The organism is Microbacterium petrolearium (assembly GCF_054782875.1).
The window spans coordinates 1-12,406 of record NZ_BAAGRQ010000008.1; the positions used below are offsets into that span (position 1 = coordinate 1).

Here is a 12,406-nt window from a genome sequence, read left to right on the forward strand (position 1 = left end):
GGCGATCCTCGCAGTGGCGCTCGGCGTGATGGGCGCTTTGGCGTGGGCTGTCGGGCTCGTGCTCGACGGCGTCCTCAAGGCACGGCGTGAGGCCAGCCGCCTCAACTACCTCCAATACGCGGCACCTGTCCACGAGGGCTGAGGACGCGTCCGTGTCGCGGACTAACACGGCGGCGCGCGCCATCCGCGGAATGAGCAGTGCCGGCGGTTGGCTGCTGGCGGTCATCGTCGTCACGGTCCTGGCCGCCTACGCCACGGCCGGCTGGCTCCGTCGGCGCTTTGAGGCGAGCCACGCGGGGGAGTACCCCCTTTTCACACAGCTCATCGGGGATGATCCACTGCTCACCGTCGCTGTGTTCGGCGGGACGGCGGCCGGCTACGCCTTCGTCCTCTTCATCATCCGGTGCGTCGCGACCCGCGCGCTCCGTCGGCGCGTCGGCGCGACCCCCAGCCCGGGGCGGGCTGCCGTCGCGGTCGAATGGGCGTTTGCGGCGTGGTGGCGGCTCGCGCTCATTCTGGTCGTCCTATGGTCGCCCCTGCTCGTCTTGCGCTGGCCGGGGGCGGTCAACCCGGACTTCGCGCTTATGGTGACGGAGATCACGACCGCTCGTTCTGAGTATGCGCCCGACGCCTTCAAGCCCTACGACGTCTATCCGATCGCCTACTCGCTGATCCCCGAGGGGGACCTCCTCTGGTCGAACCACCACAACGCGTTCCTGACACTGCTCTACGGGCTCGTGACGGGGGCGAGTGGCGTGTTGCTTCATTCGTACATCCCCGCGATCGTCCTGCTGGCCTCGTCCCAGGCCGCTTTCACGATCTTCGCCCTGGCGCGTGCACTTCAGCTGGTGGGGCGCCATGTTGCGAAGTCGTGGCCGAAGGCCGTTGCACTGGCGCTGACCGTCGGTTGCGTGATGACTCCGCTGTGGTCGATGGATCTCTCGAAGAACCCGCTCTTCGCCGCCGCGTTCGTGTGGTGGTTCGGCTTGGTGGTGCATGCCGTGCTGTCACGCGACGCCGTGCGCCGCGGTTGGGTGTGGGAGATCGCGATCGCGACGACCGTCATGATCGTCAGCGCGAAGTTCGCGGTGTACATCGCGGTAGTGGGCGCATTGTTCCTCGTGTTTCGCCGTCGCCGCTGGCTGGGCGTTGTCCTCGGCATGCTGCTACCGGTGCTCGTGTTCCAGATCGCGTTGCGCGGACTCATCGGGTTCGGTGTCGTAATCTCCGATGACCCTGTCGAGGCGAGAGTTCTGCAACTGCAGCAGGTCGCGCTCACCCTGCGCGAACACCCGGAGGCGTTGAACGACGACGAGCGAGCCGAAGTGGAGAAGATCTTCGACATCGAGCAGATGACAAAGGTCTACAATCCGGAGAACGCCGATCCGGTCAAGTCGAGCGGTTACGCGGACAACGGCAGTTACCGGTGGCGATCGGCTGAGCAGGACGACTGGGCCAGCTTCGATGCCGTTTGGGCGAAGCTGGCTGCACGCTACCCGGACACCTACCTCGACGCGCTGCTTCTGAAATCCGACCGCTACCTCGACAGTCGCGCGCTCGTCAACCCGGCACCCCCGCTCCATACGCTCGACTGGCAGCTCCGGTACACGTTCGACCTCACGGGGCTGAACGACGCAGGACGGAAGGCCTTGGCTCAAACCGTTGCCGCTGTCAATGACTCAGCCTTCCGATACCTCATCTCTTTCGCGCCGTGGGCGGTGCTGACAGTTCTGTTGTGCACTGCTGCCGTCATGATGCGACGCCGAGGAGCGTTGGCCTGGACCGTGCCGCTCGCCGTTCAGGTCGGCGTGGCGATCCTGTCTCCCCTTAATGGATCCGGCCGCTATCTCTTGGGGCTCACATACACCGCCGGAGCTGTCCTCTTGGCGCTCGTGGCGGGGCGCGATGACGAGCTGCCGTCTGCCGATGAGGCTTCGGCGGCGGAGGCAGAAAGCCGGGCCCCGCTGTCCGCAGGCGATGTCGCGGCCTGGGAGAATGGACCCCATGACTGATCTCCTCGTCGTCGGATCCGGCTTCTTCGGACTCACCATCGCCGAACGGGCCGCGCAGGCCGGCCGCAAGGTCACTGTGATCGAGCGCCGTCACCACATCGGCGGCAACGCCTACAGCGAGGCCGAGCCCGAGACCGGCATCGAGGTGCACCGCTACGGCGCGCACCTGTTCCACACCTCGAACGAGAGCGTGTGGGAGTACGTCAACCGGTTCACGACCTTCACGAACTACGTGCACCGCGTGTACTCCACGCACAAGGGCCAGGTGTTCGCGCTTCCCGTCAACCTGCACACGATCAACCAGTTCTTCCAGGCGGCGTACACGCCCGACGAGGCGCGGGCGCTCGTGAAGGAGCAGGCCGGCGAGTTCGACGTGAAGACGGCGCGCAACTTCTACGAGAAGGGCATCGCGCTCGTGGGCCGCCCGCTCTTCGAGGCGTTCTTCGCGCACTACACGGCCAAGCAGTGGCAGACCTCGCCCGAGAAGCTCTCGGGCGACATCGTCAGCCGCCTGCCCGTGCGCTACAACTACGACAACCGCTACTTCAACGACACGTACGAGGGGCTGCCGACCGACGGCTACACCGCGTGGCTCGAGCGGATGGCCGACCACCCCAACATCGAGGTCAAGCTGAACGTCGACTTCTTCGACGAGTCGCAGCCGCTCAGCAAGAAGGCCGTCGTCGGCCAGCTGCCCGTCGTCTACACCGGCCCGGTGGATCGCTACTTCGACTACGCCGAGGGCGCCCTGAGCTGGCGCACGCTCGACTTCGAGGAGGAGGTGCTGAACGTCGGCGACTTCCAGGGCACCCCGGTCATGAACTACCCGGACCCGGACGTGCCGTTCACGCGCATCCACGAGTTCAAGCACTTCCACCCGGAGCGCAAGGACGTCTACCCGACGGACAAGACGGTCATCATGCGCGAGTTCTCGCGCTTCGCCACGCGCGACGACGAGCCGTACTACCCCGTCAACACGGACGAGGACCGCAAGGGCCTGCTGGCGTACCGCGAGCTCGCCAAGGGCGAGAAGGACGTGCACTTCGGCGGGCGCCTGGGCACGTACCAGTACCTCGACATGCACATGGCCATCGGCTCGGCGCTGTCGATGTGGCGCAACGAGTTCGGCGGATCCGACGACTGACGCATGAGGGGTGGCACGCGCCGACGCGAGGCCTCGCTCGTCACCTCCGCGTTGCTCATCGCGGACCTCGACAGCACCGCGCAGCGTGAGATCTTCGAGCGCTCGTCGACGCGTGCGGAGGCGGTCGCCACGATCACCGGTCTGCTGCGCACCGCGTTGCTCATCGGCGACGCGATCTACGTGACTGACGCGATGATCCTGGACGGCGCGTACTTCTCGGAACTCGATCCCTTCGATGTCGCCCGCGAGCTCGGGATGAGTTCGCGCAATGTGCCGTTCGTCGTCCTCTGTCAGCCGGGCGAAGACGGCAAGGCCGATCTGGCTTGGAGCCTGGCGAGCCGATTGCAGAAGGGGGACGGGTTCATCTGGCAGCTTGCGGCGCTGGGCTGCTCGCGGGACGACATCGTGGCCCACGGGGAGCGATGGATCGCGGCGCAGCGCGCCGGGCTGTTCGAGGTGCGGCCGTGGGGCGCCGCGAAGGACGCACCGATGCGCGAGAAGGGCTTTCTCAGCGCCGCCGCGACGAACGGGATCCCCGACGGCCTCGTGACCGCAGCCGGTCGCGCGCTTGCCGACCGGATGCTGGGCGTCGCGGCGCGCAGCGACCTGCTGAGGGAGCTGAAATCGGCGGGCGCGAACGCGGACGACGCGCTGCGGAAGGACCTCGAGATCATCGAGGAATGGTGGCTCGACGCGTACCTGCGCGAGCTCGCCATCCGCAACGGCGCGGGCTGGGTGCGCTTCGTCGGTGATGAGGGGGAGCCCGGCGGCGACGCCAGACAGCGTGTGCTCGATGCCAGGAAGCGCGAGGACCGTGCGGGCGGCATGCTCGCCCTGCGCGGCAGGATCGTTGAGCTCGTCACCGCCGCGTCGCCTCCAGCGTTCGGCTCCATGCGGTTCGCCGTCAGAGCGCAGCGGGAGCGGCTGCAGGCCAGGCCCACGCGCTGGCACCTGACCTCGCTCACCTTCGCGGCCCTCTCGTGCCTCGAGGCGCCCGATCGCACGGCCACGCTCGCCGCCTCCGTGTTCCGGGCGGGGCTCGCCACGGCCGCCGCGCTGGCCTCGTCCACGCTGTTCGACATCCAGGACGCCGGGATCGCGTGGTTGGTCGGTGTGCTCGTGCTCGTCACGACCCTGCCATGGGAGGACTTTCTCACGGCCGTTCGCGTGCTGCGGGTTCCCCCGGCGGCGCGCGTCAAGCTCCATGAGCTGGGCAGCCCGCCGCGCTCTGCGAAACTGAAACGGTGAGCGACGCCGAGGCCGAGAGCCTGTACTCCTGGGACGGCCCGCCGCTGGTCCGGCTGTGGGGGCGGCGCGTGCGCGGAGGCGACGGGGACGACCGCATTCAGCATTGGCTGCAGGTCGGTGATCGTCCCGGTGCCGTCGTGATCGCGGAGTCGGAGGAGCAGGTGCTGTTCGTGTCCGTCCGGCGCCCTGCGGCGGGCGAGCGGCTTCTCGAGCTGCCCCGTGGATTCGGCGATCCTGCGGACGGTCCTACCGGTGCCGAGCAGACGGTACTCGCGACCGCGATGCGGGAGCTGTGCGAGGAGACCGGCTTCGTCGGGTCGCGCGCGCGGGTCCTGGGGTCATACGTCATCGACTCGGCCGTGTATCCCGCGACGACGTGGGTCGTGGTGTGCGATGTGGAGCGTGGGGCAGCCGAGGCCGCGGGTGACGGCGAGGTCGACGGCGTCAGCTGGGTGCCTGCGCGCGAGGTCGACGGCCTCCTCAGAAACGGCGCCGTCCGCGATGCACACTCGCTGAGCGCGCTGGCACTGTGGAGGGCGGCGTGACCTGGGTCGCCGCCGTGCCGTCGATCCTCGTCGCGGTGGCGCTCGCCGTCGTGCCGGGGCTCGCGGCCACGGCCCCGCTGCGCCTGGGCGTGCTCGCGCGCGTCGCGCTGGCCGGCCCCGTGAGCGTGTGCATCGCGGGGATCGCGGCGATCGCCTTCGGGGCGGCGGGCCTGCCGTACCAGGCATGGCAGCTACTGCCGGTCACGGCGCTCGCCGCGGGTCTGGCTCTCGCCGCCCGGCGGGCGGTGCCGCGCGTCGGGACGACGCGGCGCCTCGGGATGCGCTGGGCGCTGGGCGTCGTCTGGGCACTGTCGGCGCTCGCCGCGGCCGCCGTCGCGTTCTGGCGCGTGCCCGATCCGGATCGGATCTCGCAGACGTACGACAACGTCTTCCACCTCTCGGCCGTCGCCGCGATCCTCGACGGGTTCTCCGGGTCGTCGCTCACGCTGCGCTCCCTCAACGAGACCGCGGACGCGGGGATCGCGTACTACCCGGCGGCCTGGCACGATCTCGTGGCGCTCACCTCCCAGCTGTCGGGCGCGAGCGTGCCGGTCGCGTTCAACGCCGCGTGGCTGGCGATGGTCGCGGCCGTGTGGCTGCCGGGCGTCGCGTGGCTCGCGCACGTGCTCGGGCGCAACCGTCTCGCCGCCCTCGTGGCGCTCCCGCTCGGGGTGTCGTTCGGCTGGTTCCCGTACGGCCTGCTCACGTGGGGCACGATCTACCCGACGGCCCTCGCGCACGCGCTGCTGCCCGCCGCCGTGGCCGCGACGGTGGTCGCGGTGCGCGCGGCGTCGGCGGCCCGGCCGGGGCGGCGGGTGCGGGCCTGGCTCCTCGGGGCGGGCGCCGTGGCGCCGACGCTCGCGGCGATCGCCCTGGCGCACCCGCGCGTGCTTCCCACGTGGGCGCTGCTCGTCGCGCCGTTCGTGCTGTGGCGGCTCGGGTCCGGCTTCGCGCGCGCCTGGCGCGCGGGCGGCCACGCCCGGCGCAGGGCCGTCGTGGCGCTGTCGGCGTTCGGCGGCGCCGTGCTGCTCGCCGCCGCCGCCGCGTTCGCCTACGCTGTCGTGGGCCTCGGCCTGTTCGACGAGCCGCTCGAGGACCGCCTGAGCGGGCCGCAGGCTCAGGCCGTGCAGTCGGTGGGCGAGGGCGTCGCGCAGGTGCTGCTGCTGCGGTCCATGACGGGGGTCGACGGCATCGTGACGCTCGCGTCGCCGCTGCTCGCGCTCGCCGTCGCCGCGGGCGTCGTCGTCGCGATCCGCCGCCCGAGAGCCCGTTGGATCGTCGTCTCGTACGCGATCGCGGCGGCCCTGTTCGTCCTCGCCGCCGGATCGGACGACGTCGTCACGAAGCTGGCCACCGGCGTCTGGTACAAGGATCGGTTCCGGCTGGCGGCCGCCCTGCCGGTGCTCGCCGTGCCGCTGGCGGCGATGGGGATCCTCGCGGTGATGAGGCGCATCGTGCCCCGGGCGGCGGCTGCGCCGCGCCGCGCGTCGGTCGCGGCGGTCGGCGCCGCAGCGGTCATCGCGCTGACCGCGACGATCGCGCTGGCGGCCTCCGGGGTCACGCACTCGGTCGCTCGGGTGTTCCATCAGCCTGCGAGCGGCGCGCAGGGGGAGGTGGTGTCGACGGCGCAGATCGCGTTCATGCGCGATGTCGTCGCCGGCGAGGTGCCGCGGGACCAGCGGGTGCTCGGCGACCCCTGGGACGGCAGCGCCCTCACGCAGCTGTTCGCGGGGCGCGAGCCGGTCTTCCCCCACGTGAACGGCCAGTGGGACTCCGCGCGGCTCGAGCTCGCGTGGCGGCTGCAGGAGATCGAGACGAACCCGGCGGTGTGCGCGGCGCTCGACGAGCTGCGCGTGCGGCACGTGCTCTACAACCCGCACGAGTTCGGCGGGGGAGACCCCGCGGGCAACCACTTCCCGGGGCCCCATGCCGCCGTCGAGGCGGGGCTGTTCGCGCCCGTCGACACCGACGGGGAGTCTGTTCTCTACCGGATCGACCAGTGCGGACCGCTGCCCTGATCCGCGCCGAGTCTGAGCAACTCAGTCCTCGTCGGCGGATGGCCGTTCTGCTGCGATGCCATGCTGTCCCAGCGCCGGTGCCAGCAGCAGGAAGGGCAGCGCGACCGCGATGGCAAACACGTACCGAAGGCTGAATGCAGTGGGCGTCGCGGCGAGTCCGGCGAGCCAGAGCAGCACGAATGGAACGAAACCCACTGCGGCCCGGCGGCCGGGCGAGCGAAGCACCGCGAAGCAGGAGATCAGCAAGATCCATGCGAGGGTTCCGCTCCCGAGGAAGTCGACGCTCGCTGACAGGTCCTCATCGTCGACCCCGAAGATCGCGTCCACGCGCGGGGCGCGCTCGATGCCGAACGGATTCTCCGTCACGGCGGTGTCGATGAAACCGTAGTCATTCTTCACGCCCGGCGCCCAGAAACCGAAGGTCTCGAGAATCCACGCTTCGACGTAGTCGTCGAGGTTGCGTACTCCGACGCTTGCCCAGGCCTGCAGAAAAGCGCCGCGATTCTCGTCCAGATAGTCGTCGTTGAACTGTGGCGACCACTTGACAGCATCAACCCGTGCCGGTGTGTAGAGCGTCGCCCACTGCTCAACAGGCAGGATGCGAGTGAGGACGTCCGCCTCGGCTTCTGAGAGTGAGCCGCCCTCGTAGATGACTCGCGCGACCTGCTGAAGAGGGATGGCCAGTTGCTCAGCCGACGGCGCCGGTTTCACACCCGATGCTTCGAGTGCGGCGATACCGCCGGTCGCCACCACGACGGCCAGCGCGCCAGCGACCACCGCCTTCCAAGCCGCCTTCCTCCACACGACGAGCACGACAAGAAGCGTCGCTGCGACAACAAGCGAGCCACCGTTGCGCCACACGCTCACCCAGAGAGCGAGGAGAGCAATACGGAAGACGAACCATGGTTGCCGTAGGGGACGGGCACCGCGTATGGCGATTTCGGCGATGTGCAACGCGAGTACGAGGACCGCGACCGAGAACAGCGGGTCCTTCTGGACATTCACGGCGTAGATCGCGTACACCGGTGTGAATGCGAAGAACGACGCGACCAACGAGGCCGTGAGCGCGGTTGACGGAGTGCGGGTGGTCAGCCAATAGCACGCCCACCCGAGACATGTGGCCATGATCGCCATCTGCGTGATGGAGAACATCGCCAGTGATGTCGCGAGAGACAGGCCGAGAAGCTCTCCCACCCGAATGAACGCGCCGACGAACAGCGTGAACGCGACCGGGTGATGGTTCTCGAGCGCCCGCTCGCCGATCATGGGGCCAATCGAGGCGAACGAATCAGGGACGATGACGCCTGGCCAGAGAAGGAGCAGGTACGGCACCCAACTGACAAAGATGCCCACTGACCAAAGCGGCCACCACCACACTCTCGGGCGCGGACGTGAGCGATCGGCCCGGAACAGGAGTCCGAACCTTGCCACAACGCGTCCGACGATCGGGAGCACCGTGAGAATCGCCGTCAGCGACAACGTGAGGAGCAGCCAGATGACCACATCGAGCACCCCGAGCGGCTGGAGGAAGGTGTCATCCGGGCGCGCGCCAAGCCAGTCGTCCCAGACAATGCGCCTCGCGATGGTCGCAAAGGCGGCAAGGAGAGCAGCGAGCGGCAGCGCCGGGACAGCGGATGACATCGCATCGCGGACGGACAGGGAAGAATACCTGCGGAGCGAACTCATTGGCTTGCCGCTTCGGCGTTGGACGCCATGCCACGCCCGCGTGAGGCGCTGCGCGAGACCAGCAGGACCGTCACTGCGGCGGCGAGGACAACGCCTGCAGCAGCGGGGATCGCGCGATACATGAAGAACGCGTGAATCTGCGAGTGGTTGCTCATGACCTCGTACCAGAGCGGAACGACGAGCGAGGGAGAAGCAGCGGCCAGGAACGTGAGGGCGGCGGTGCGCCCGGCGCCGCGTATCGCCAAGGCGAGACAGACGACGGTGACGAGGAGCACGAGTGCGGTGCCGATGCGTGACAGGGGCATGTCTGCGTAGAACATGACATTGGCCCAGCTCCCATGCCCGAAGCCCGTCTCGACCGGCTGGCCCGACTGATCACCCAGGCCGCTTCGGTTCGCCACGTTCTCGACCACCTGCTCGAGCGCTGCATCCGGGCCGGCCGCCAAGATGGCCGTGATCCACCGCTCTATGAACGCTGCGGCGAAGCCCGTCATCCAGCCGGCAGCTGCAACTCCGGCGCTCGCCGCGACGGACGACGCGGAGGCGCCCCTCGCGGCCAGGCAGAGCGCTCCGGCAGCTGCCGCCAGCGTCCACGCAAGGTTCGGATTATTGAGCAGATCGAAGAAGTTGAAGACCGCCCCGGCCCCCACGCTGGTGAGGAAGATCATCGCGAGACCGCGGGATGACGCCCAAGCGACCGCGGCGACCCCGCCGAACGCGACGCCGAGCGAAAGTGCGTGCTCGGAGGACCCGCCCGGTGTCGCCAGCACGTCCGAGGTGAGCAGGAGCGGCAGAGACAAGGCAGCCGCGATGAGCGGCGAGGTACGACGCGACAGCGCGGTCCACATCGCGAAGAGTCCCAAAGCGAGCGCGGACAGGGCCACCGTGTTCATCGCAGCCATGCCACCGACGGCCAGCGCGGGGCGGAAGACGGCCGCGTACCCGGCCCAGTACCGCAGATAGAGCTGGTGGGCCGGGTCCTCGCCGGCAGCGATCGCGTTGATCGCTTCTACGCCGCCGTTCGTGCATGAGGCGATGCGCGGCATCATCAGCGCCCGCTCCCAGACGCTCATCGCTTCCTCGCCCAGCCCGGTTCCTGCTGCCACACAATCGGTGTAGGCGTCGTGTTGTCCGCCGACGCCGTTGGGCGGATAGGACCTCTCGTAGAGGCCGTCCGCGATCGACTGCTGCAGTTGTTGTGCGATGGGTCGATCGGGTACGGCCGCGCCGATCAGCTGAGCACCGATGAAGGCCACCCACAAGACCAGCAGCAGGATCACCGCATTCCGGATCGGCCGTAGCGCGCTTCTCAGGTTCATCCCGCTCCGTTCCGAGGATCCCACGCTGATCACATGACCCCCGGGCGTCGATTCTTTCATGTCCGCGATGGCGTCCTTGTCGCCCTGATCGAGGCGTGGCGCGGCGCCATACGGGTTGGATGGGAGCGGCGACCGTAGGATCGTCCTGTGACAGCCACACGAGCGGGAGCGCCGCGATCCCTGCGCCGCTACGCGCACTCGCTCTGGCTGCTGTCGGCTCGCGACCTGCGCGTGCGCTACGCGACCAGCTGGCTCGGGTACCTGTGGAGCGTGCTCGATCCGCTCATCATGAGCGCGATCTACTGGTTCGTCTTCACGCAGATCTTCCACCGCTCGGTCGGTGAGGAACCGTACATCGTCTTCCTCATCGCGGCGCTGCTGCCGTGGGCGTGGTTCAACGCCGCCGTCGGCGACTTCACGAAGGCGTTCAGCAAGGACGCGAAGCTCGTGCGCTCCACGTCGATCCCGCGCTCGATCTGGATCGGCCGGATCGTGGTGTCGAAGGGTGTGGAGTTCCTCTGCTCGCTGCCGGTGCTCGCCGTCTTCGCGATCTGGGGCGGGGCGACGGTGGGATGGGGGCTGCTGTGGTTCCCCGTCGCGATCCTCGTCCAGCTCGCGCTGCTCGTGGGGCTCGGCCTCATCGTGGCGCCGCTGTGCGTGCTGTTCAGCGACCTGGAGCGCACGACCCGCCTCATCCTGCGCGCGCTCTTCTACGCCTCGCCGATCATCTACAGCGTGAAGGACCTGCCGGACGGGTTCGGCTGGCTCGAGGTCGCCAATCCGCTCGCCGGCATCTTCACGATGTACCGGGTGGGCTTCTTCCCGGGGCAGTGGGACACCGCCGCGGTCGTGGGGAGCGTGCTGTTGAGTCTCATCGTCCTCGTCGCCGGCGTGCTGACGTTCCGCGCCCTCGAGCGTCCGGTGCTGAAGGAGCTGTGATGGCGGAGCAGGGCAGCGAGAACGCGATCGAGGTGACGGGCCTCGGCGTGCGATTCCGGCGCAACCGGCGCGGGCGGCGCAGCATCAAATCGCTGTTCGCGGGTGCCCGCCGCCGCATGCCCAAGGGCGAGTTCTGGGCGCTGCGCGACGTGTCCTTCTCGGTGAAGCCGGGGGAGTCGATCGGCGTGATCGGGCGCAACGGCCAGGGCAAGTCGACCCTGCTGAAGCTCGTCGCCGGCGTGCTGCTGCCCGACGAGGGCCGGGTGCGCGTGAACGGGGGAGTGGCGCCGCTGATCGAGCTCACGGGCGGTTTCGTCGGCGACCTGACGGTGCGCGAGAACGTGCGCCTCACCTCGGGCCTGCACGGCATGACGCGCACGGAGGTCTCGGCGCGCTACGACGAGATCATCGCGTTCTCTGAGCTGGAGGAGTTCCAGGACACCCCCTACAAGCACCTCTCGAACGGCATGAAGGTGCGCCTGGCCTTCGCCGTCGTTTCGCAGCTGGACGAGCCGATCCTCCTCGTCGACGAGGTGCTGGCGGTGGGCGACAAGGCCTTCCGGGCCAAGTGCTACGCCCGCATCGACGAGCTGCTCTCGGAGGGACGCACGCTCTTCTTCGTGAGCCACAACGAGCGCGACCTGCAGCGCTTCTGCACGCGTGGCCTCTACATCCGCGAGCACCGCCTCGTCATGGACGGGCCGATCGACGAGGTCATCGCGCAGTACAACGCCGACAACGCTGGCTGACGAGAGAGGGGTGTGCCCTCGTCTGAGTGCCTCAGTCGCGAGGCTGGTAGACGCCCTGCAACTCCTTCAGCTCGTTCCAGTATGTGAGGGACTCGGGAAGGTCGAATCGTTTCGCGAACTCCTGTGCCATCCCCCGCTTATCGTCTCCCGTGAAGTGCACGAGGAAGTGCTCGCGAGGGCCGGTCACGAAGTGCTCGGGACGCGTGTTGAACTGTTCGAACGGCAGCCTGGTGAGGAACTTCCGGCCGCTGTACGACGGGTTGGTTGCGAGCTGGTAGACCATGGCGTCCTGGTCGCCCTTGGTGTAGTGGCCGAACTTCTCCGGGTCCCACCACGACGAGACGACCGAGAGGTCTGTCCGTTGCACGTCGCGCAGGAAATCGGCGGCCCTCCGGGTGTTCCGGATGAGAAAGTTGCCGGAGCTGATCCAGGTCCACTTGCCGTTGCGGTTCGGGGATTCGCACATGATCAGTGAGGCCCGTGGTGACTGGCGGATGAACTGCTCCAGTTGGATCGAGCGGTCCATGATGAAAGCGTCGTCGTCGATCCAGAACACCCAGTCGAAGAGTGGCAGGAGTTTCAGGATCTTCTCGATCTTCGCGAGGAACCGGTGTTGCGTGGTTGGCGCGATGTCGAAGATATAGGTGTACCCGTGCTGCCGCGCGTACAGCTCGTGATTGACGTGCGCGAGCGTGCGAATCCGGTCGCAATAGCTCACGATGCCGATGCGCGGTGTTCTCATCCGG

The 12,406-nt window shown here is 68.4% G+C and carries 10 protein-coding genes; 7 read left to right on the forward strand and 3 right to left on the reverse strand.

Translation table 11 applies throughout. The annotated features are described in order from the left end of the window. Positions 1 to 152: 152 nt before the first annotated feature. Genes ACYVJ0_RS08015 through ACYVJ0_RS08035 form a run of 5 tightly spaced genes read left to right on the forward strand, consistent with a single transcriptional unit; the run spans position 153 to position 6,967 of the window. Positions 153 to 2,012, forward strand: a complete 1,860-nt coding sequence (locus tag ACYVJ0_RS08015; protein ID WP_460817140.1) for a DUF6020 family protein — start codon at positions 153 to 155, stop codon at positions 2,010 to 2,012. Further along, positions 2,005 to 3,156 (forward strand): UDP-galactopyranose mutase, encoded by a 1,152-nt coding sequence (gene glf / locus ACYVJ0_RS08020; RefSeq protein ID WP_460817141.1) that lies wholly within the window; start codon positions 2,005 to 2,007, stop codon positions 3,154 to 3,156. The genes ACYVJ0_RS08015 and glf overlap by 8 nt, the downstream gene beginning before the upstream one ends. Before the next feature lie 3 nt (positions 3,157 to 3,159). Beyond that, positions 3,160 to 4,404, forward strand: coding sequence for a hypothetical protein (locus ACYVJ0_RS08025; protein ID WP_460817142.1), 1,245 nt, complete (start codon positions 3,160 to 3,162; stop codon positions 4,402 to 4,404). After that, a complete protein-coding gene (locus ACYVJ0_RS08030) occupies positions 4,401 to 4,949 on the forward strand; it encodes an NUDIX hydrolase (protein WP_460817143.1) in 549 nt (182 codons plus the stop codon). Before ACYVJ0_RS08025 ends, ACYVJ0_RS08030 begins: the two co-directional genes overlap by 4 nt. Beyond that, positions 4,946 to 6,967, forward strand: coding sequence for a DUF6541 family protein (locus ACYVJ0_RS08035; RefSeq protein WP_460817145.1), 2,022 nt, complete (start codon positions 4,946 to 4,948; stop codon positions 6,965 to 6,967). Before ACYVJ0_RS08030 ends, ACYVJ0_RS08035 begins: the two co-directional genes overlap by 4 nt. A gap of 21 nt (positions 6,968 to 6,988) precedes the next feature. Here the strand turns inward: ACYVJ0_RS08035 and ACYVJ0_RS08040 are convergent, their stop codons facing one another. Next, positions 6,989 to 8,653 carry a DUF6020 family protein gene (locus ACYVJ0_RS08040; RefSeq protein WP_460817146.1) on the reverse strand — a complete coding sequence of 555 codons (1,665 nt, stop codon included), beginning with the start codon at positions 8,651 to 8,653 and terminating at the stop codon, positions 6,989 to 6,991. Further along, positions 8,650 to 9,933: a hypothetical protein gene (locus tag ACYVJ0_RS08045; protein ID WP_460817147.1), complete on the reverse strand. Its 1,284-nt coding sequence runs from the start codon at positions 9,931 to 9,933 to the stop codon at positions 8,650 to 8,652. Before ACYVJ0_RS08045 ends, ACYVJ0_RS08040 begins: the two co-directional genes overlap by 4 nt. A 186-nt stretch (positions 9,934 to 10,119) precedes the next feature. Here ACYVJ0_RS08045 and ACYVJ0_RS08050 point away from each other — a divergent pair, with 186 nt between their 5' ends. Beyond that, positions 10,120 to 10,911, forward strand: coding sequence for an ABC transporter permease (locus ACYVJ0_RS08050; protein WP_460817148.1), 792 nt, complete (start codon positions 10,120 to 10,122; stop codon positions 10,909 to 10,911). Continuing rightward, positions 10,911 to 11,660 carry an ABC transporter ATP-binding protein gene (locus ACYVJ0_RS08055; RefSeq protein ID WP_460817149.1) on the forward strand — a complete coding sequence of 250 codons (750 nt, stop codon included), beginning with the start codon at positions 10,911 to 10,913 and terminating at the stop codon, positions 11,658 to 11,660. The genes ACYVJ0_RS08050 and ACYVJ0_RS08055 overlap by 1 nt, the downstream gene beginning before the upstream one ends. A gap of 31 nt (positions 11,661 to 11,691) precedes the next feature. On the opposite strand, the gene ACYVJ0_RS08060 is transcribed toward ACYVJ0_RS08055, so the two are convergent. Continuing rightward, positions 11,692 to 12,402 carry a glycosyltransferase family protein gene (locus tag ACYVJ0_RS08060; RefSeq protein WP_460817150.1) on the reverse strand — a complete coding sequence of 237 codons (711 nt, stop codon included), beginning with the start codon at positions 12,400 to 12,402 and terminating at the stop codon, positions 11,692 to 11,694. Between the last annotated feature and the right edge of the window lie 4 nt (positions 12,403 to 12,406).